This is a genomic window from Pseudomonas sp. GW821-FHT05D12 (assembly GCF_059419825.1).
In genome coordinates this window covers 572,678-592,701 of the sequence record NZ_JBWKSN010000002.1, presented here as the reverse complement: position 1 = coordinate 592,701, position 20,024 = coordinate 572,678, and the positions used below count along the sequence as shown (strand labels likewise).

The following is a 20,024-nucleotide window of genomic DNA, read 5'->3' as shown; positions in this document are numbered from 1 at the left end:
TGCTTATTGCGCGCTCGGGGCGCACACCGGGGTAATCGGCTGGTCGTTGATGACCTTGTGGGCAAACGGGATCGAGTCCTTGAGCGACGCATTGACCGTGGCGCTGTGGCCCAGGCCCTTGTACAGGTGGCCTTCGACGATGGAGCCGGCGTTGCAGGCGTCCTGCATCAGCTTGACCTGGGTGGCGGCAGCGGGGGTGGTGTCTTCGGCGCCGGTGCCGATGAAGATCGGCTTGGAGGTCTTCAGGGTCGGGTAGGCGATTTGCGCGAGCCACGGCGCGAGTTGCTTGCCCTTGTAGTCTTTCTTGGTGTTGGCAATGCTCAGGCCGAGGCCTTCGACGTCGCCCTCCAGGGCAAACAGGCAACTGGTGCGCGCCTGTTCGAACAGCGGCAGGGCCTTGTCGGTGTAGAAGTCGGCCGGGTTGATGCTCGGGTCGTATTGCTGGGCCGCCAGCAGGGTGTAGAAACCGTAGGCCAGGGTCGGGTCGACTTTGTTGCGCACTTCTTCACTGGGGTTCTTCGCGTAGTCGAGGGTGTAGATCACGCCGGTGCCCACGCTGCCCTTGACGCCCAGGTTCGGCGCATAAGTGGCGGCATAGGCTGCGGCCGCAAAGGCCCCGGCACCGCCCTGGGACTGGCCGACGATCAAGACTTTATCCGCCAGCCCCGGCACATCGGCGACCACCGCCTTGGCGGCGTCGAGAATGCCGTAGGCGGCCATGCGGCTGTTGAGCAATGGATGGCCGCCGGGCACGCCGAGGCCTTGATAGTCGGTGGCGACCACGGCAAACCCTTCTTCCAGCCAGCGGTTGAGGTAGGTCACATCGCGGTAGGAGCGACCTTGCCAGGACGGCGCGCACACGTCCGCCACGCCTACGGTGCCGTGGCCCCAGCTGACCACGGGCCAGCCGCCGGCCGGTGCCTTGCCCTTGGGCAGGAACAGCGCGCCGGAGACCACGATCGGCGTCTTGTTATCGATGCCATCGGTGGAGGTGTACAGAATGCGTTGGGCACTGGCGGCGTTTGCCAGGCTCAGGGTCTTGTCCAGCGGTTCGCTGCGCAGCAGTTTGCCGGGGGTGGCCGGAATGACTTTTTCCCAGGTGTAGAACGCCGAGACGCGGCCATCGCCTTGCAGCGGGTCGGGCTTGGGGGCGTGCACGTCGGCGGCGAAGGCGCTCATGGACAAGGCCAGTACGCTGAGACCGAAGGCGAAGGAGTGCGGCAGTTTCATCAGTCATTTCCCTATCAAGGATTAGTGCTGACCTGGCCACGCAGGGCCGGCCAGTAGTCGGTGAGTTTCAGGTCGATCAGAGCCTGGTTGGTGAAGCCGGTGGCCAGTGACGGGCCGATGTCGTAGGTGTCGCGAATCAGGTGGTTGGCCAGCGCGTAGGCGGTCAGCGCCTGGTAGTGGGCCTTGAGTTGCGCGTCGCTTTTCGGTGCCCAGCGGTCTTTCCAGGCCACCGGGTCGTTCTGGTCGTCGCGGCGCAGCACGCTCTCGGCGGTGCCGGCGCGCGAAGACAGCTGGTAATAGGCGTCCTGGTTCTGCGGTTGGGAAATCCACCACGCCGCCTTGACCCACGCGGTGGCGAGCAATTGGGTGATGTCCGGGTTCTGTTGCACAAACGCGTCGGTGCCCCACAGGTCCGAGACCAGGCGCCAGTCGTTGCTGCCTTGCTTGGTCGACCAGATGATCTTGCCCACGCCTTTGTCTTCCAGGGCGTAGGCTTCGCTGAGCAGCACGGCCGCATCGACCTTGCCGGCCGAGACCGCTGCGGCGCCGACCTGCGGGTTGAGGTTGGCGATCTTGAAATCGTCGAGTTTCAAGCCCTTGCTGGCCAGGAAGTTGCTGAAGGCGAACTCCCAGGGACGGCCACGGTGCAGCGCCAGGCGCTTGCCCTTGAGGTCTTCGATGGTCTTGGCGGTGGAGCCTTCGGGCACCACCAGATAGATGTTGTTGCCGCTGCCCCCGGGCACGATCAGCTTGCCCGGCACACCGCCGGCACCGGCGATGACGGAAGGCAGGTCGCCGCGCACGGCGAAATCCAGGCTGTTGTTGCTGAAGCCCTCGTTGATCTGTGGGCCGGCGCCGGCGTGGGGCAGGGCGATCCATTCCAGCTTGACCCCGCGCTCGCGCAGTTGCGCTTCAAGCCAGCCCTCCTCGATCACGCGCCCGGCGATGCCACCAAATACCGGTTTACCGCCTTGGGTGTAGGCGACGATGGCGATTTTCACCGAGGTCGGAGCGGCGTGGACGGTGCTGATTGCAAGTACCCCGAACAGCGCCGCGATGGTCTTGCGCCAAAGGTTTTTCATGGGCGTTCTCCCTACCTGAATTGACAACCCCGGTAGGAGCCGGCTTGCCGGCGATGCGGCTCTTGAGCCTTGCAGCGCCTGAAAAAGACGCTATCGCCAGCACGTCGGCTCCTGCACGGAGATCGTGTTGGGAGGGACAGAGCAGATTGCATGCCAGCCAGCGAAAAAAGCGCTCTAGCCCGCGTGCTGCAAGGCGTGCAGGGTTTCGTCGAAGGGTGGCTCGAAAGGCTGGTTGCTGATGGGCGAACACGCAAGTGCTGGCCGGTTGCTGCTCCAGCAGCAGTGCCAGGTGTCGCTGCTGGTATATTCGATCAGGGAATATATAAATATTAATTAATAATTAAATGGTCTAGAAAACTTCATGCACTATTGAGCACGCGCTTTTACTGCCAGGAATGCACCATGTCGCTGATCACCCATCCCAACGCCCGTGAATTGACCAAGTCGGTGCGTGCCACCGTGCTGGTCTTCAAGGACCCGCGCTCGCAGGAATTGCTGGCGCGTATCGAGCGCCTCGCGCCCAGCGAGGCCAACACCTTGATCATTGGCGAGACGGGCACCGGCAAGGAATTGGTCGCGCGGCACATTCACAATTTGAGTCGACGCGGACGCGAGCCCTTTGTCGCGGTGAACTGCGGTGCCTTCGCCGAAACCCTGGTGGAGAGCGAACTGTTCGGCCATGAAAAGGGCGCGTTCACCGGCGCTACCACGCACAAGGCTGGCTGGTTTGAAGCGGCGAACGGCGGCACATTGTTCCTCGATGAAATCGGCGACCTGCCACTGAACATGCAGGTGAAATTGCTGCGCGTGCTGCAAGAGCGCGAGGTGGTGCGCCTGGGGTCGCGAACGCCCATCCCGATCAACGTGCGGCTGGTGGCGGCGACCAACGTCAACCTCGCGGACGCGGTGGTGGCGGGGCATTTTCGTGAGGATTTATTCTACCGTTTGCACGTCGCGACGATCCGCCTGCCACCGCTGCGCGAACGCCCCGGTGACATCCTGCCGCTGGCCGAATTCTTCCTTGAAGAGCACTGCCAGCGCCTGGGCTACAACCGCGCCAGCCTGAGCCTGGAGGCCGAGCGCAAAATGCTCGAACACAGCTGGCCGGGGAATATCCGCGAGCTGGAAAACGCCATTCACCATGCCTTGCTGGTGTGCCGCAACCAGCGTGTGCAACCGGCCGATCTGCACTTGGTGGACATGCGTTCGTCGGGCATTCGCCAGGACGAAGCCAACCATGCGCCGCCGGCCATCAGCGGCCCGGTCGACCTGGAGAGCGCACTCAACGCGCTGTTCGAGCAAAACATTCCAGACCTCTACGAACACATCGAAGAGACGATCTTTCGCGCGGCGTACCGCTACTGCCACGGCAACCAGTTGCAGACCGGGCGGCTGCTCAATATCAGCCGCAATATCGTGCGCGCGCGGCTGGAGAAGATCGGCGAACTGGGCAAGCCTGCGCTGCTCGACGGCCAGTAAACCGGGTGTTAGCGTTTCGAGCTTCTCTGATCTGTAGAGGGCTCGACATTGATCCGACTGACCGATTACATCGCCGATATTTCCCGCTCCGCACTGGCCCCCTGGGCCGACCTGTCGCCCTGGGCGCTGGTGACCCAGGCACCTGCGGTGGTTCGCCAGTTGCTGGCCGACCTGCCGGCTGACGACTACAGCGTGCAAGGCGAAATTGCTATCCACCGCAGTGCCATCGTCGAACCGGGCGCCTTGCTCAAGCCGCCGCTGATTATTGGCGCCGATTGCTTTATCGCCAGCGGCGCACTGCTGCGCGGAGGGTGTTGGCTGGATGCGGGCTGCATCATCGGCCCGGGCGCCGAGTTGAAAACTTCCTTCGTGTTCAGCGGCAGCAAGCTGGCGCACTTCAACTTTGTCGGCGATTCGGTGCTCGGCCACGGTATCAACCTGGAGGCGGGCAGCATCGTCGCCAACTACCGCAACGAGCGCGACGACAAGGAAGTGCAGGTGCGCGTCGCAGGCCTTTTGCAGCGCACCGGGTGCGAGAAGTTCGGCGCGTTGCTCGGTGACCAATGCCGCATCGGTGCCAATGCAGTGCTGGCCCCGGGGGCGGTGTTGGCGCCTGCCAGCGTGATTGGGCGCGGGCAGGTGTTCGACGCCGAGGCGCCGATATAAACGCGAGGTTGAAAAGATCGTGGTGTCGCGGTGGGATATTAATTAGAATGAATCTCATTTGAGACATAATCGCGCCCTTGCAGGTTGCTCGCCATGAATGATGCTGTTGTCCCTACGCACGCCCCCGAACTGACTTTGTCGTGCCTGTACCGCGAGCATCGCAGTTGGCTGGAAAGCTGGCTGCGGCGGCGCCTGGGCAATGCCTGGGATGCGGCCGACCTGAGCCAGGACACGTTCCTGCGGGTGCTTGCGAGTGCCCAGCCGATCGCGCAGATGCAGGAACCGCGGGCTTACCTGGTGACCGTCGGCAAGCGCCTGCTGGTGAATTTTCATCAGCGCCGCAGCCTCGAACAGGCCTACCTGAATGCCCTGGCCACCTTGCCCGAGGCCTGTGTTCCGTCGCCCGAACAACGCTGGTTGGTGCTGGAAACCCTGCAGGCCCTGGATGAATTGCTCGATGGCTTGCCGGCCGTGGTCCGCCGCGCGTTCTTGTGGAGCCAGCTCGAAGGCCTGGGGTATCGCGAGATCGCCGAGCGCCTGGCAGTGTCCGAGCGCACCGTGAAGCGCTACATGGCCCAGGCCTATGAACATTGCCTGCTGGTGGAGCTGTGAACCGTGACGTCGCGCGTGCGGCCGCCCAGTGGCTGGCACTGCTGGAATCCGGCGCCGCCACCGAGCGTGATCACGCCGCCCTGCAGCACTGGCGCGACAGCCATCCCCAGCACGAACAGACCTGGCAGCGCGCGCAAAGCCTGCGCCAGCGCTTCAGTGAGTTGCCCCAGGCACTGGCCATGGCCAGCCTCGACCGCCCGCAACCGGGGCGTCGCGCCGTGCTCAAGCGCGCATTGGGTGTGGCGGCACTGGTGCCGGCGGCCTGGCTGATCAGCCGGCAGTTGCCCCTCGACGCCTGGCGTGCCGACCTGCGCACCGCCACCGGCGAGCGCAAGCGCCTGCCACTGGCGGACGGCGCCAGCCTGCAGCTCAACACCGCGACGGCAGTGGACGTGGACTTGGCGCAACGCCGCGTGACCCTGGTCGACGGCGAACTGGCGCTGACGGTGCCGGGTACGGCAGCGCTGACCGTGGACACCCGCTATGGCCAATTGCGCGTCAGCCAGGCCGAGGTGTGTGTGCGGCAACTGGCTTCCGGCTGCCGGGTCTGGGTGGTCAAGGGTGCGGTGCAGGTACGCGACCTGAAAGGGCAATTGGCGACGCTGCAAGGCGGTCAACAAGCGTCTCTGCACGCCAGCGGGCTGGGTGCCTGGGTGCCGTTCGATGTGCTGCAACTGGGCTGGCGCGACGGCGTGCTGACGGCACAGAACCAGGCGCTGGGGGATTTCCTGCGTGAACTGGAGCGCTATCGCCCGGGCGTATTGCGTTGGGATCCGCGCCTGGAATCGCTGCGGGTCACCGGCAGTTTCCGCCTCGACGACACCGACCGCATCCTCAGCCTGCTGGCTTCGACGCTGGGGCTGGAGCTGCACTCACGCACCCGCTATTGGGTGACCCTGGCACCGCGGGACACGGCTGTTTGAGGGGTGTGGTGGTGGCTGCCTGGCCGACTTTATGTGCCTGGTGGGGTTGTTGAGGCCGCTGAACTTTATATGGCTGCTGGGTTTTCAATTGTGGTGAGCGGGCTTGCCCCGCGTTGGGCTGCGCAGCAGCCCCAATCCAGCAGAATGCAGTGTGTCAGGCAATCCTCGGTGTCAGGTTCTGGGGCCGCTTCGCAGCCCAACGCGGGGCAAGCCCGCTCGCCACAATGAGTTCATCAGCCCCAGAAATCCCAGGGGGCACAATGAGTTCATCAGCCCTAGAAATTCCCGAAGTCACAATGAGCCCAGCAGGCACATAAAGCTCTGTGGCCACGACAGACCAGCAACTCCTCCCTCCACCACCATCAACGTCAGATCACATGCGCCCGTTGCAGCTCAGTCAGCGACTCGACCTTGAGCCGGGCCAGCAGTGGGTCGCGTCGGTCCCGTGGGTGCGGCAGCTCCACCGTCAGTTCCTGGCGGATGCTGCTCGGGCGGTTGTCCATCACCAGCACCCGGTCACTCAGGTACAGCGCCTCGTCCACATCATGGGTCACCAGCAGCAGTGCGATGGCATGGTGCGCGGCCAGTTGCAGCAGCAAGTCCTGCAGTTTCATGCGCGTGAATGCATCCACCGCACTGAACGGCTCATCCAGCAGCAACACCTGCGGGCGTGAATACAGGCCGCGTGCGATGGCCACGCGTTGCGCCATGCCGCCGGACAGCGCCTTGGGCAGCGCCTGGGCAAACCCCTTGAGGCCGACTTCCTCGATCAACTGCGCGACCCAGGCCTTGTCGTAGTGGCTGTCGTCGCTGAAGCCGATGTTCTGTTCCACGGTGAGCCAGGGCATCAGCCGAGGTTCCTGGAACACGAACGCCACTTCGCCATCGGGGCTGCGCAGCTCGCCCTGGAAGTCCTTTTCCAACCCGGCGACGATGCGCAGCAAGGTGCTCTTGCCGCAACCGCTGGGGCCCAGCAGGCTCACGGCTTCCCTGGGCTGCAAGGCCAGGCGCACGTCTTTCAACACGGTGGTGCTGGCGAAGCTTTTACGCTCCACCCGAATCTCCAATAACGGCTGGCTCATGTTTGCGCTCCCTGGCCATTGAAAGTATCGCGCCAGGCCAGGCAGCGTTTTTCCAGCGCGGCGAGCAGGCCGTCGCTGACCTTGCCCAACAGCGCGAGCACGATGATTGCCGCCAGCACGATGTCCGGCCGCGAGGTTTCGCGCCCATCGCTGAGCAGGTAACCCAGGCCCTTGGTCGCCGCGATCAGCTCGGCCGCCACCAGAAACATCCACGCCAGGCTCAGGCCACTGCGCAAGCCGGTGAACAGGCCGGGCAGGGCGGCGGGCAGCAGGATGCGCCGCACCAGCCGGCGCCGACTGAAGCCGTACATTTGCCCGACCTCCACCAGCTTGCGGTCGATATCGCGGATCGCCGCCACCCCGTTGAGGTACACCGGGAAGAACGCACCAATCGCGATCAGCACGATTTTCGAGGTTTCATCGATGCCCAGCCACAGCAGCAACAGCGGCACCCAGGCCAGGCTCGGGATCGAGCGCAGGCCCGCGAAGGTCGGTTCCAGATAGGCCTCGGCCTCACGGCTGAGGCCGACCCAGGCGGCGAACACCAGGGCCAGGCTGGCGCCGATGGCAAAACCCAGCAATACCCGGCCGAGGCTGGCGCTGATGTGCTTCCACAACGCGCCTTCGGCCAGGTCGGTGAGGGTCACGGCGATCTCGCTTGGCGCCGGCATCTGGTAGGACGGCAGCCAGCCGACCCGCACGACCACTTCGAGGATCAACAGGATCGCCACCGGCAACACCAGCCCCTTGAGCCGGCGCGGCCAGGCGCTGCGCGGGTTGATCAGCGGCGCAGGCAGCGGCAGTGCTTGGGTTTTGCTGGTCATCACAGACCCCTTATGGCTTGGTCAGGGTTTGGCCGAACGAGGTATCGATCAACTGGTCGATCACCTGGTCGACATTCACGCCTTTGCGGACCAACTCTTCGGACACCAGGATCGGCGCAGCGGCCTTGGACGACTGCACATCCTTGCTGCTCAGCAGCGGGGTGCTGAGGTCGGTGCGCGACAGTTGCAGCTTGGCCACTTCCAGCGGCAGGCCGGATTCGTCGGCGAGCAGCTTGGCGAATTCATCCGGGTGCTTCACTGCCCAATCGCGGGCTCTTTCATAGGCGCCGAGTACTTTGGTGATGGTCTGTGGGTGCTCCTTGGCGAATTTTTCGGTGACGCTGACCACGCCGTAGCTGTTGAAGTCTTTGTTGCGGTAGAGCAGGCGCGAGCCGGCCTGGATTTCACTGGCGGCCATGTGCGGGTCGAGACCGGCCCAGGCATCGACGTCACCTTTTTCCAGCGCGGTGCGGCCATCCGGATGCTGCAGGTGGACCAACTCGGCATCGTCTTTTTTCAGCCCGGCCAATTGCAGGCTGCGCAGGGTGAACAGGTACGGGTCGGTGCCTTTGGTGGCCGCGATTTTCTTGCCTTTGAGGTCGGTCACGCTCTTGAACGGCGAGTCCTTGCGCACCACCAGGGCGGTCCACTCGGCGCGGCTGTAGACGTACACCGATTTGATCGGGCTGCCGTTCGCGCGGCTCAACACTGCCGAGAGGCTGGCGGAGGAGGCGAAGTCCACGCCGCCGCTGTTGAGGTACTCCAGGGAACGGTTGCTGCCCTGGCTCAGGACCCAGCCGACTTTGCTCTTGGGCAGGGCCTGTTCCAGCCAACCGAAGTGTTTGAGCACCAGGCTGACGGGGGAGTAGTAGGCGTAGTCGAGGTTGACTTCGGCCGGGTCGGTCTCGGCGGCGAAGGCCGGCGATTGCAGGCACAGGGCGAGGGCACAGGCGCCGAGTAGACGTTGGGTCAAAGGTTTCATGGAACAGCTCCGGACAAGGCGTTGAGAGAAGGCTTTTCTTATATTCAGAAAACTGAGATGGCATGTTCCATCATGCTTTATAGGAATATGCAGTCTCTGTGCCATCTTGCGCGAGGCCGGATTTGCTGAGGTTTGGACGGGTCAGGCTGTTGGTGGGTGTAGCAGATTGTTGAACCACTGTTGGCAGGCAAACAGTTGATATATTTCTAAATCGTATAAATAAAGAGTTATTTATTCCTTTTAATGTTCTCCGTGATAGCGCATTTTGAGGGCCTGCGCATTCGTGCGGATTGACCCAACAGCCAAAAGGAAACCCGACATGACCATTAAAGCGATCAACGTGCGCAACCAGTTCAAGGGCGTGATCAAGGAGATCCTGCTGGGCGAAGTGGTGTCCGAAATCGACGTGCAAACCGCGTCGGGTATCGTCACTTCGGTGATCACCACCCGCTCGGTGCGCGATCTGGAATTGAAGGTCGGCAGTGAAGTGATTGCGTTTGTGAAGTCCACCGAAGTATCCATCGCCAAATTGTGAACCCCATACAAATGTGGGAGCGGGCTTGCTCGCGAAGGCATTGTGTCAGTCAACCCATCGTTAACTGTCCCGGTGCATTCGCGAGCAAGCCCGCTCCCACATTTTTTTTGCGTACCGTCAACGTCGCGAATCAGCCCCGGCGGTGACGCAAGGCATGCTCCATGCGTTGCAGGCCTTCTTCGAGCATCGAGCGTGGGCAGCCGAAGTTCAGGCGCACGAACTGCTGGCTGTCGTCGCCGAATTCGATCCCTGCGCTCAGGCCGACCTTGGCGTGTTCGAGGAAGAACTGCTGCGGGTCGTCCAGGCCCAGGGCGCTGCAATCCAGCCAGGCCAGGTAGGTGCCCTGCGGGGCGTGCATGACGACGCCGGGCAGGCGCGTGTTGACCGCGTCGAGCAGGTAGTCGCGGTTGGCTTGCAGGTACCCGACCAGCGCCTCCAGCCAGTCGCCACACTGGCTGTAGGCGGCGCGGGTGGCCTCCAGGCCCAGGGGGCTGACGCTGTCGACCATGCCGCAGCGCGCCTGGTTGAAGCGCTCGCGAATCTCGGCGTTCTGCACCACGGCAAAGCAGGTCTTCAGGCCGGCGACGTTATAGGCCTTGCTCGCCGACATCAGGGTGATGGTGCGCTGGGCGATCTCTGGGCTGAGGCTCGCGGTGGGGATGTGCCGGCGGCCGTCGAAGCACAGCTCGGCGTGAATCTCGTCGCTGATGATCAGCGCGCCGTGTTCCAGGCAGGCAGTGGCCACGGCCAGCAGTTCTTTGCGCGGGAAGACTTTGCCCATCGGGTTGTGCGGGTTGCTCAACAGCAGCGCGCCGGCGCCGTCGAGTGCCTGGCGCAGGGCCGGCAGTGGGGTCAGGTATTCACCGTTGACCAATTCGAACGGCACTTCGATACGCGGCAGGTCCCAGTGCCCCGGCGCCAGGCGGATCGGGCGATAGTTGGGGGTCTGCAGCACCACCGGCTGGCCGGGTTGCACAAAGGCGTGCAGCGCCATATTGAAGCCCGGTTCGACGCCGGGCAAAAACAGCAGTTCTTCCGGTTGCACGCGCCAGGCGTACTTGGCCCACAGGTCGGCGACAATGGCTTTGCGCACATCCGGACCGGCCACGCTGTAGCCGAGGATCTGCTGGTCGAGGCGCGCGCGCAGCGCCTGCAGCACCGCAGGTGGCGCGGCGATATCCATGTCGGCGATCCACATCGGCAAAACGTCGGACGGATAACGGTTCCACTTGGTGCTGCCGGTGCCGAGGCGGGGGTGGATCGTGTCGAAATCAAAGCTCATGGGAGGCTCGTGTCAGGGAGGCGGGCGCAAGAATGGCGCTGATTCTAGCGCCATTATTTTTATAGGCCAGAGCTGATTGCCTCGGACAGTTGCCGGTGGGCGAGTTCCACCGCGCGGTTGACCGCTTCCGCGCCACGCACCATCGCGCCCAGGTAGATGAAATCCACCGTGTGGATGCCCACCGTGGCGAGGATGGCGTGCATGTACGGCGTCAGGAAGTCCGGCTCATGGCCCTTGCGGGCATTGCCGGAACTGACCAGCACAAAGGTGCGGCGGTCCTTGAGCAAGCCGACTTTTTCGAACTGCGCAGTCACCGTGAAGCTGCGCTGGATGCGCACCACATGGTCGATCCAGCTCTTGAGCGCCGCCGGCACGCTGAAATTATGCACGGGGGTGCAGATGACCAGCAGGTCGCAGGCCTCCAGCTCGACGATCAACTCCTCCGACCGCGCGGTGGCGCTGCCGCTCAAGCCGCCCGGGGTGGTGAGGGCGTTGGCGTATTCGCGGCTCAGCGGTGGCAGGGCCTGGCCGCCATAGTCGCGCTCCGTCACTGCGGCGTCCGGTACCAGGTCGCGCAGCAGCGCACGAGCCAGCTTGAAGGTCTGCGCCGCCTTGCCATGCGGGCTGAAACTCAGCAACAGGGCGCGGGTCATTGGCTCAGGTCCTGGGAGAAATGCATGCCCAACGGCAACAGGCCCTGGCGGAAATAGAAACGCTGGGCCAGGGCCATGTGCATGCCGGTGTCGAGCACCAGCCAGCGATAGCCACGGGCGCGGGTTTCTTCGCGGACCCGCTCGAGCAGTTGTTCGCCCAGGCGTCGACGCTGCAGGGCGGCGTCCACGACTAAATCGTCGACGTAGATAAACCGGCCATACAGGGTGTTTTCCGTCAGCCGGTAGCCGGCCAGGCCAATCACCTTGCCGTGCTCGCGCGCGGCCAACAGGTGGTAGCCGTTTTGCCGTTGCCGTTGGACCTGCGCGGCGAAGGCGCTGGCGTCGGTCAGGTGAGGGCGCAGTTGCTGCATCAGCGCAAAGCTGGCGATGCACTCGGCCTCGGTTTGCATCGCTACGAACTCGACAGACTCATGCATGCTTGAAGTGCTCCTGGCACGCCTGGCTGGCGCAGGTGGCGGGGGCATTGTTGAGGCGAGAAGGCATGGGCAGTTCCTGGTGGCACGCAAGAGAGGCGCCATTTTCGCGGGTAGCCAGGCGAACCAACAGGGGCATGAATGGACAAGTGGCCTGGGACATGATCAGGCGTAGCGCCTGTGGGGCGGCGTTGAAATGCAGTGCGCGGGGCGTGCGTGGCGGAGCCGGATCGCCGGTCGGGGAGGCCGGTCTTAGTCGTTTATCTGCACGATCCCTTCGCGTACCGCAAACATCACCAGGCTGGCGACATCATGGATGTGCAGGCGATGCATGATCTGCGAGCGATGTGCCTCGATCGTCTTGATGCTCAGCCGCAGGCCTTGGGCAATATTGCGCGTGGTTTCGCCGCGGGCGATCAACCGGAGTATCTCCAGTTGGCGCACGGTCAGTTTCGAGTGCGAGATGGGCTTGGTTTCTTCGCGAGTCTGCTTGACGGCCTGGCTGACCACCAACGACACAACCGGTACCGACAGGTACTGGCCGCCGCTCTTGAGCGCCTCCAGCGCGAGTTCGAGCTCAAGCACGCTGGCACTTTTCAACAGATAGCCCTTGGTGCCGAGTTGCAGGCACTGCATCACGAAGCTGGAATCCTTATGGGTCGAGATCATCAGGATGCGGCTGGCCGGCGCGCTGATCGACAGGCTCTTGAGCAGTTTCATGCACGCAACCCGTTCGATATCCATGTCGAACACGATAATGTCCGGTTGCAGGCTCGAGGCGAGTTCGAGGGTGGTGCTCTCACTGTCGGCTTCCGCGATGACTTCGTAGGGCTCTTTTTGCTCCAGGAGTGCACGCAGGCCGGCACGTAACAGGGGATATACATTCGCTACAAGGATTCGACAACGCATAGGCTTCAGCCCAAATCGCAGAGACAAGAGGCAGCGTTGATCTCGCTGCTGTAATTTACTGTGTAGCGTCCGTGTCTACAGGGGTTAACGCGCAGGTCGTAGAGTGTGAAGACTTTTCAGCCGTGGCGCGCGTTATCGCCAAACTCCTGGATCAAGCGGGAGAATTTATTCAACGGTTCAACGGCTTGGGCCGAGCCCAGTTTGATCGCTTCCCTGGGCATGCCAAAGACCACGCAACTGGCCTCATCCTGGGCGATGGTCTGCGCGCCATTTTCACGCATTGCCAGCAGCCCGCGCGCGCCGTCGTCGCCCATGCCGGTCATGATCATGCCCAAGGCGCTGGGCGCGGCATGCCTGGCGATCGAACGAAACAGCACGTCTACCGAAGGTTTATGCCGGTTAACCGGCGGGCCGTCCACAACCTCGACCTGGTAGTGCGCACCGCTGCGCTTGAGTTGCATATGCAAGCCGCCGGGGGCCAACAATGCCAGGCCACTGTGCACCCGATCCAGATGCCTGGCCTCGCGCACTTCGATCTGGCAGAGCTTGTCCAGGCGCCGGGCAAAGTCGGCGGTGAATTTTTCCGGCATGTGTTGAACGATGACAATCCCCGGGCAGTCACGTGGCAATTGGCGCAAGACAAATTCGAGGGCTTGCGTGCCACCGGTGGAACAGCCGAGCGCGACGACTTTTTCGGTGGTGCGCAGCCGGTTGACCGGTGCAATCCGGCTGTCCTCGCCAGGCGCCGTCACCGTCGCGGGCAGGGCGCGTGGACGGGTCTTGGCGCCATCCTCGATCTTGCGTATCAACTCGGCCGACAACGCTTCCAGGCTTTGCTTGAGCCCCAGCCGCGCCTTGGTGAATACGCCCACGGCGCCTGCCGACAGCGCCTCGACGGCGACGCTGTTGCCCTGCTCGGTCAGCGTCGAGCAGATGATGGTCGGCGTCGGACGTTCGCGCATGAGCTGGCGCAGGAAGGTCAGGCCGTCCATGCGCGGCATTTCGATGTCGAGCACCAGCACGTCCGGCCAGTCGCGGCGCATTTTTTCGATGGCGTAGAGCGGGTCGGCCGCCTGGCCGATGACCGTGATCCGTGGGTGGCTGGCCAGGCAACTGGTGAGCACCTGGCGCACCAGCGCCGAGTCGTCGACGATAAACACCTTGATCATCGCGGCAGGCTCCGTACCGGCGGCGACGGCAGGCCGTCGCGCAGGCACTCGATTGCACCGCTGCGGCCGTTGACCTGCAGGCGCCGGTAATGGTCGCCGTTGAGGTCCCAGGCGTCGACCGACCAATTGCGCAGGCTGAACTGTTCACGCGCAAAAGCGCTGTTGCCGGCGCCAACCCTGCGCCGTGGGTTGCCTTCGAAGCGCACCAGGCTGCCACCGCCGAAAATGCCCTTGCGGTACTCCGTAGGTTGCGTGCCGTGGCGGGCCATGTCGGCGTGGATGCGCTTGAACACGGACTCGCCGTAACGGGTGTCCAGGCGTGTGCCTGCGCCCGGATCGTTGGGCAGCAGGAAGTGCGAGACCGCCAGCAGCCGTCGGTGTGGGTGCCACAGCACCACGGCGACGCAACTGCCGAGCAAGGTGGTGACCACGCCGTCGTGGGTCCCGAAGAAGTAATCGCCGGGGTGCAGGAATATCGAAGGTTTCATAAAAGCTCGTAGACCGAAGGGCAGGTCAGGCGCATTGGCAGATCAAAGCCGTGGATGCTTTCCGCGTGCCCGATAAACAGCAGGCCGCCGACGCGCAGCTGGGTAATCAGGCGCCGGACAATCCGCTGTTTCTCTTCGTTGTTGAAATAGATCAGTACGTTGCGCAAAAAGATCACGTCGAAAGGCCCGAGTGCCTCTGGCAGCGGTTGCGTAAGGTTGATCTCACGCAGGGTGATGCGCTCGCGCAGCGCGGCCTGCACGCGAAATCGCCCGCTCATGTCGCCGACGCCGTTCAGGCAATAGCGCTTGAGCCAACCCTCGGGGAAATACTTGGCCTGGGCCATGTCATAGATGCCGTCGCGGGCCCGTGCGAGCATGCTTTGGCTCAGGTCGCTGGCGACGATGGACCAGTCCTGCGTGCGCGCGTTTTCGCTGGCAACCATTGCCAGGCTGTAAGGCTCTTCGCCGGAGGAACAGGCGGCACTCCAGATCTTCTGCGGTCCGCGCTGGCGGGCCAACCATTCGCCGAAGAAATCGAAGTGCGGATGCTCACGAAAAAAGTACGTTTCGTTGGTGGTGAGTAAATCCACCACCAGCCGCCGCTCCTTGATGAACAACGGGTTGTCGAGCAACTGCAAGTAATCGGCGTAGCTGCCCAGCCGATAGTGGCGCAGGCGCTTCATCAGGCGGCCGGCGACCAGCGGGCGTTTGTTGGGCGCCAACTGGATGCCCGACGCCTCGGCCATGAGTTTCTGCAAGCGGCGAAACTCGTGTTCGGCGAGTTTCGGCAGGGTTAAAAGTGCAGACATTCAAAGGCCGTTCGTGACGGCAAGGCTCAATTGCGCGATGTCATCCAGCGACAATACCTGGGCGATATCGAGAATGATCGTGAAACCTTGTTCATTGCGGGCCATGCCGGCGATGAAGTCGGTGCGGATCCCGGCGCCGAACGGCGGCGGTTGGACCACCTGCTGCGGGTCGATGTCGAGCACCGCGTCGACGGCATCCACGACCAGGCCGATGGCCTGGGTGCTGTCGCTCAAGGCCAGTTCGATGATGACAATGCAGGTGCGGTTGCCCGCGCGGGTCAGCTCGAAGCCAAAGCGCGCGGCCAGGTCCAGCACCGGCACGACATTGCCGCGCAGGTTGATCACGCCATGGATAAACGCCGGCATCATCGGCACGGCCGTCACTTGTGCGTATTCGATGATCTCGCGCACCAGTTCGATCGGCAGCGCATAGTCCGCGTCACGCACGCGAAACGACAAGTGCTGGATGCTCAGGGGTTCGGCCAGTGAGTCGACGGTTTGAAAACGTTGGTTGGCAAGAGAAGTCATGGGCGCGGTGCTCAATTGAAACTGACGAACTGGCCTTCATCGACCGTCGTCCTGCCCTTGGACCAGCTTGGCGACGCGCTGGGGTAGTTGTCCTGGCTGCGCGGCAGGCCACGCTTGAGTGCGGGGCCGTCCTGTTCGAAGCGGAAGAAGCCGATCAGCTCCTGCAATTGTCCGGCCTGGGCGTTCATTTCTTCGGCGGTGGCGGCAAGCTCTTCCGAGGCGGCGGCGTTTTGCTGGGTGATTTGGTTCATCTGGCCCATGGCAATATTGATCTGCCCGGCGGCGCTGCTTTGTTCCTGCGAGGCGGCAGTGATTTCCTGCACCAGGTCCGAGGTTTTCTGGATGTTCGGGACGATTTCGTTCAACAGGCGGCCAGCCTGTTCGGCCAGGTGCACGCTGCTGGAGGCGACTTGACCGATCTCCTGGGCCGCCACCTGGCTGCGTTCGGCGAGCTTGCGCACTTCGGCGGCGACCACCGCGAAGCCTTTGCCGTGATCACCGGCGCGGGCCGCTTCGATGGCGGCGTTGAGCGCCAGCAGGTTGGTCTGGTAGGCGATGTCGTCGATGATGCTGATCTTGTCGGCAATCTGCTTCATCGCCAGCACCGTGTCGCTGACCGCGCCACCGCCTTGCACCGCGTCGTTGGCGGCTTTGCCGGCAATGCCGTCGGTGATTTTTGCGCTTTCAGTGTTCTGGGCGATCGACGCCGACATTTCCTCGACCGAGGCGCTGGTCTGCTCGACGCTGGCCGCCTGTTCGTTGGCGGCCTGGCTCAGTGACTGCGAGGTGGAGCTGACTTGCTCGGAGGCCGAGGAGAGTGAATCGGCGGAGCTGCGCACATCCCCGAGGATGCTGCGCAAGCGCTCGGTCATGTTTTGCATGGCCGCGAGCAACTGGCCGGTTTCATCGCGGCTGTCTGCCTGCAGGTCCTGGCTCAGGTCGCCGGCGGCCATGCGGTTGGCGGCGGCCACCGCACCGTTGAGCGGCTTGGTGATACTGCGCGTGACCAGCACGCCAATGACCACGCCAAACAGCGTGGCGGCGAGGACCAGCGCGATCATTTGCAGGCGCGAGCGGTCGGCGATATCGGAGATTTGCTGATTGGCCTCTTTGGCGCGCTCCTGTTTGTAGCGGCTGACTTCGCCGATCAGGCGGTCGATCTGCTCGCCGCTGACCACGGCCTTGGGCAGCAGGTCGGTGACGTCGCTGGTCTCCTGCAACTGGCTGGACTGCTGATGCAGGGTCAACACCTGGTGCACCAGGTTTTCGTAGTCCTTGAGCGGCGTTTCCAGCTGGTCGATCTGCGCCATGCCTTCCTTGGTGATAAAGCTGGCGCGAGCGCTGTTGATCAGCGTGCGGGTTTTATCCAGTGCGGCCTTGGCCTGGTTCGCCGCCTGCTCACGCGCCGCGTGGTTGGTCGACAACAGGCTCTGGCGCATCGAGCGGCCGGCGACGATCAGCTGGATATTGGCTTCCTGCAGGGTGCTCAAGCCCGTGACGTCCAGCTCGTACATGCGGTCGGACAGGCCATTCACCTGTTCGAGGTTGCGGATGCCGATAAACCCGATGATCGCGGTCAACGCGACGACCACCAGAAAACCGGCGGTGAGTCGGATGCCTATCTTCATGTTGCGAACAAATTGCATGCGGTTTCTCCTGAAAAGGCTAGGCAAGGGGTTCTAAAAGGGATACGTCGAGGGCGGCAGGGGCCTGCAGCTGTCGGAACAGGCTGGGCACATCCAGGATCAGCGCCACTTGCCCGGAGCCGAGGATGGTCGAGCCACTGATGCCGCGCAGGTGCTGGAACATCTGGCCGAGTGGCTTGATCACGGTTTGCTGCTCGCCCAGCAGGTGGTCGACGATCAATCCGGCGTGCTGCCGGCCTTGGCTGACCACCACGATATTGCGGCGCCGGGCAGTGCTCGCGGGCAGCCCGAAGTGTTGATCCAGGGCTATGCACGGCAGCGGCGTGCCGCGCAGGTTGAGGTAGCCGTACTGGCTGGTGAGCGACGCGGCGCTGGCCTCCATGCATTCGGTGACCATGTCCAGCGGGATGACAAAACTGTCCTGGCCCACGCCCACGTGAAAGCCGTCAATGATCGCCAGGGTCAGCGGCAGGCGAATCCGGAAGGTGCAGCCCAGGCCTTGCTGCGACTCGATCTCGATGCTGCCGCGCAATTGCTCGATGGCGCTGCGCACCACGTCCATGCCAACGCCGCGCCCGGAGAGGTCGGACACCTGTTCGGCGGTGGAAAAGCCGGCTTCGAAAATCAGCCGGTGAATCGCGGCCTCGTTGAGCACCGCGTCGGCCTCGATCAGGCCTTTGCCGATGGCTTTTTCGCGAATCCGCGCGGTATTCAGGCCGCGCCCGTCGTCACTGATTTCCAGCACGATCATGCCGGAGTCATGGTAGGCGTTGAGCTGCAGGTTGCCCTCGGCGGGCTTGCCGGCTGCGAGGCGTTCGGCGGCCGACTCGATGCCATGGTCGATAGCATTGCGCACCAGGTGGGTGAGCGGGTCGGCGATCTTGTCGATCACGGTTTTGTCCAGCTCGGTGTCGCCGCCACGGATGCCCAGCTGGATGTGCTTGCCCAGTTGCTTGCTGACATCGCGGACCACGCGGTGGAAGCGGTTGAAGGTTTCACCGACCTCGACCATGCGCAGTTTCAGCGCGCTCTCGCGGATCTGCTCGACGTGCTGGTGCACGGCCAAGGCGCTTTCGATGCACGCATTGTCGCCAGTGCGTTTGGCCTGCATCTGCGCACCGGCGGTGCTGATGACCAGCTCGCCAACCAGGTTGATCAGCTCATCGAGCTTGTGCGCAGGGACCTTGACCATGCTGGTGTCTTGCGGACGGCGGTCGCGGGCCGGTAATTTTTTTTCGGCGGGCGCGGCCAGGGTGGGCGCAGGCTCGGCGCAGGGTTCGAGGGTGAGGGTGCAGAAGTCGACGATGAAGTCGAAGACGTCGGCGATCTCCTCGCGGCTCGCGGCGCTGCGCAGGGTCAAGGTAAAGCCCAGGTAACAGGCTTCGGGGTCGAAGCTGTCGAGGCCCGGCAGCCGGTCGGTGCGGGTGTGCAGGGTGACGATTTCGCCCAGGCGGCTGAGGTAACGCAGGAAGGCCGCCGGGTCGAACCCGTTGCGCAACAGCGCCTCGCTGAAGTCGATCGACAGTTGCCAGAGTTGCGCATTGGCGCTGATAGTCGGCGCGGCCGGCACGCTGTCGACGACGAGCGTGTCGTCACTCAGGCCACGCGCCTGGGCGAGGGCGTCGAGCAACAGTGCCTGTTGGGCCAGGTCGGTGTGCATCTCGCCGGTGGCGGGGTCGACGGCTTCAAGCATCCGGCGCAGTTCGTCCATGCAGCGCAGCATCAAGGAGGTGAGGTCTTCATTGAGCGTGCGCTGGCCGTCGCGCACTTGCATCAGCAGGCTTTCAAGGTGATGGGTGAGATTGACCAGCGGTGTCAGCGAGAAAATACCCGCCGAGCCCTTCAACGTGTGCACGGCGCGGAACAAACCGTTGACCGCGTCGCTGTCTTCGGGCGCGGTTTCCAGTTGAAGCAGGCTGTCTTCGGCATCTTTGAGCAAGTCCCGGCCTTCGCTCAGGAAGCCCTGGAGCAATTGGTTCCACTGTTCGCCAGTGAGCATGGTCAATCCTCGATCCGAGCGTTGGGAAACAGTGATTCCAGGCGCAACAGTGCGAGGGTTTCGCGCACGGCCGGGGCGGCATCGACCACGGTCACCGGGCTACCGCCCTGGCTGAGCGCGCGTTGCATCACCAGCAGCAATTGCAGGCCGGCGCTGTCGAAATCGCCGATACCGGCCAGGTCAAGCTGCCAGGCGTCGGCGTTGAGCGGCAACAGCGCGACAAAGGCATCCCGCGCCTCGCTGACCTGATAAATGCTCAGGTCACCGTCGATACGAATGCGCGTCGGGCCGCCGAAAGCGGAAGGGGTCAGCGTGAACATGGGCTCAGCCCATCAACTTTTCGACGGCCGCCAACAGGGTCTGCGGCTGGAACGGCTTGACGATCCAGGCCCTCGCGCCGGCTGCCTGGCCTTCGGCTTTTTTCGACTGTTCGCTTTCGGTGGTGAGCATGATGATGGGCGTGAAACGGTATTCGTTGCGCGCCTTGACCGCTTTCACCAGGCCGATGCCGTCGAGGTTCGGCATGTTCACGTCGCTGATGATCAGGTTGATCTTCTGCCCGGTCAGCTTGCTCAGTGCATCGCGCCCGTCGCAGGCCTCAAGGACCTGGTGGCCGGCGCCGGTGAGAGTCATCTTGACCAGTTGGCGCATGGACTGCGAGTCATCGACGATTAGTATGGTCTTGGCCATGT

At 63.4% G+C, this 20,024-nt stretch carries 22 protein-coding genes; 5 read left to right on the top strand and 17 right to left on the bottom strand.

Annotated features, from left to right (window positions below):
* Window positions 1-3 precede the first annotated feature (3 nt).
* Entirely contained in the window at window positions 4-1,230 is a 1,227-nt protein-coding gene (locus tag AC07SI_RS05730; RefSeq protein ID WP_065901243.1) for an alpha/beta hydrolase, read from the bottom strand.
* Window positions 1,231-1,244: 14 nt separating this feature from the next.
* Window positions 1,245-2,312 carry an ABC transporter substrate-binding protein gene (locus AC07SI_RS05725; RefSeq protein ID WP_495005344.1) on the bottom strand — a complete coding sequence of 356 codons (1,068 nt, stop codon included), beginning with the start codon at window positions 2,310-2,312 and terminating at the stop codon, window positions 1,245-1,247.
* A 402-nt stretch (window positions 2,313-2,714) separates the two neighbouring features.
* Between AC07SI_RS05725 and AC07SI_RS05720 the strand changes: the two genes are divergently transcribed.
* From AC07SI_RS05720 to AC07SI_RS05705, 4 genes are all read left to right on the top strand, one after another.
* Window positions 2,715-3,791: a sigma-54 interaction domain-containing protein gene (locus AC07SI_RS05720; protein WP_065901248.1), complete on the top strand. Its 1,077-nt coding sequence runs from the start codon at window positions 2,715-2,717 to the stop codon at window positions 3,789-3,791.
* A gap of 48 nt (window positions 3,792-3,839) precedes the next feature.
* Window positions 3,840-4,457, top strand: a complete 618-nt coding sequence (locus AC07SI_RS05715) for an LbetaH domain-containing protein (RefSeq protein WP_495005343.1) — start codon at window positions 3,840-3,842, stop codon at window positions 4,455-4,457.
* 93 nt (window positions 4,458-4,550) lie between these two features.
* Window positions 4,551-5,069 (top strand): sigma-70 family RNA polymerase sigma factor, encoded by a 519-nt coding sequence (locus tag AC07SI_RS05710; protein ID WP_106804057.1) that lies wholly within the window; start codon window positions 4,551-4,553, stop codon window positions 5,067-5,069.
* Complete coding sequence (locus tag AC07SI_RS05705; RefSeq protein ID WP_495005342.1) at window positions 5,066-5,992, top strand: FecR domain-containing protein; 927 nt, start codon at window positions 5,066-5,068, stop codon at window positions 5,990-5,992. Before AC07SI_RS05710 ends, AC07SI_RS05705 begins: the two co-directional genes overlap by 4 nt.
* Before the next feature lie 368 nt (window positions 5,993-6,360).
* Here AC07SI_RS05705 and AC07SI_RS05700 read toward each other — a convergent pair whose 3' ends face one another.
* The 3 genes from AC07SI_RS05700 to AC07SI_RS05690 are packed head-to-tail and all read right to left on the bottom strand — an operon-like array spanning window position 6,361 to window position 8,880.
* Window positions 6,361-7,074, bottom strand: coding sequence for an ABC transporter ATP-binding protein (locus AC07SI_RS05700; protein ID WP_120448475.1), 714 nt, complete (start codon window positions 7,072-7,074; stop codon window positions 6,361-6,363).
* On the bottom strand, window positions 7,071-7,898 hold the full coding sequence (locus AC07SI_RS05695) for an ABC transporter permease (RefSeq protein ID WP_495005341.1): 828 nt from the start codon (window positions 7,896-7,898) through the stop codon (window positions 7,071-7,073). The genes AC07SI_RS05700 and AC07SI_RS05695 overlap by 4 nt, the downstream gene beginning before the upstream one ends.
* Before the next feature lie 10 nt (window positions 7,899-7,908).
* Entirely contained in the window at window positions 7,909-8,880 is a 972-nt protein-coding gene (locus AC07SI_RS05690; RefSeq protein WP_495005340.1) for an aliphatic sulfonate ABC transporter substrate-binding protein, read from the bottom strand.
* Window positions 8,881-9,199: 319 nt separating this feature from the next.
* Here AC07SI_RS05690 and AC07SI_RS05685 point away from each other — a divergent pair, with 319 nt between their 5' ends.
* The gene (locus AC07SI_RS05685) at window positions 9,200-9,415 is read left to right on the top strand and encodes a TOBE domain-containing protein (protein WP_003173733.1); all 216 of its coding nucleotides are present in this window, start codon (window positions 9,200-9,202) and stop codon (window positions 9,413-9,415) included.
* A 130-nt stretch (window positions 9,416-9,545) separates the two neighbouring features.
* Here AC07SI_RS05685 and AC07SI_RS05680 read toward each other — a convergent pair whose 3' ends face one another.
* The 12 genes from AC07SI_RS05680 to AC07SI_RS05625 form a co-directional block, all read right to left on the bottom strand.
* Window positions 9,546-10,697 (bottom strand): MalY/PatB family protein, encoded by a 1,152-nt coding sequence (locus AC07SI_RS05680; protein WP_495005339.1) that lies wholly within the window; start codon window positions 10,695-10,697, stop codon window positions 9,546-9,548.
* A 59-nt stretch (window positions 10,698-10,756) separates the two neighbouring features.
* Window positions 10,757-11,350 (bottom strand): FMN-dependent NADH-azoreductase, encoded by a 594-nt coding sequence (locus AC07SI_RS05675; RefSeq protein WP_495005338.1) that lies wholly within the window; start codon window positions 11,348-11,350, stop codon window positions 10,757-10,759.
* A complete protein-coding gene (locus AC07SI_RS05670; protein WP_065904920.1) occupies window positions 11,347-11,787 on the bottom strand; it encodes a GNAT family N-acetyltransferase in 441 nt (146 codons plus the stop codon). Before AC07SI_RS05670 ends, AC07SI_RS05675 begins: the two co-directional genes overlap by 4 nt.
* Before the next feature lie 249 nt (window positions 11,788-12,036).
* The gene (locus AC07SI_RS05665) at window positions 12,037-12,693 is read right to left on the bottom strand and encodes a response regulator (RefSeq protein ID WP_106804050.1); all 657 of its coding nucleotides are present in this window, start codon (window positions 12,691-12,693) and stop codon (window positions 12,037-12,039) included.
* A 116-nt stretch (window positions 12,694-12,809) separates the two neighbouring features.
* Window positions 12,810-13,862, bottom strand: a complete 1,053-nt coding sequence (locus AC07SI_RS05660) for a protein-glutamate methylesterase/protein-glutamine glutaminase (protein ID WP_106804049.1) — start codon at window positions 13,860-13,862, stop codon at window positions 12,810-12,812.
* Complete coding sequence (locus AC07SI_RS05655; RefSeq protein ID WP_495005337.1) at window positions 13,859-14,350, bottom strand: chemotaxis protein CheD; 492 nt, start codon at window positions 14,348-14,350, stop codon at window positions 13,859-13,861. Before AC07SI_RS05655 ends, AC07SI_RS05660 begins: the two co-directional genes overlap by 4 nt.
* Window positions 14,347-15,159, bottom strand: a complete 813-nt coding sequence (locus AC07SI_RS05650; protein ID WP_065904927.1) for a CheR family methyltransferase — start codon at window positions 15,157-15,159, stop codon at window positions 14,347-14,349. Before AC07SI_RS05650 ends, AC07SI_RS05655 begins: the two co-directional genes overlap by 4 nt.
* A complete protein-coding gene (locus tag AC07SI_RS05645; protein WP_065904929.1) occupies window positions 15,160-15,687 on the bottom strand; it encodes a chemotaxis protein CheW in 528 nt (175 codons plus the stop codon).
* Window positions 15,688-15,698: 11 nt separating this feature from the next.
* Window positions 15,699-17,333: a methyl-accepting chemotaxis protein gene (locus tag AC07SI_RS05640; protein WP_120448483.1), complete on the bottom strand. Its 1,635-nt coding sequence runs from the start codon at window positions 17,331-17,333 to the stop codon at window positions 15,699-15,701.
* Window positions 17,334-17,352: 19 nt separating this feature from the next.
* Entirely contained in the window at window positions 17,353-19,332 is a 1,980-nt protein-coding gene (locus tag AC07SI_RS05635) for a chemotaxis protein CheA (RefSeq protein ID WP_495005336.1), read from the bottom strand.
* Between the two features lie 2 nt (window positions 19,333-19,334).
* Window positions 19,335-19,652, bottom strand: coding sequence for an STAS domain-containing protein (locus tag AC07SI_RS05630; protein ID WP_106804043.1), 318 nt, complete (start codon window positions 19,650-19,652; stop codon window positions 19,335-19,337).
* 4 nt (window positions 19,653-19,656) lie between these two features.
* Complete coding sequence (locus AC07SI_RS05625) at window positions 19,657-20,022, bottom strand: response regulator (RefSeq protein ID WP_201144262.1); 366 nt, start codon at window positions 20,020-20,022, stop codon at window positions 19,657-19,659.
* Window positions 20,023-20,024: the final 2 nt, after the last annotated feature.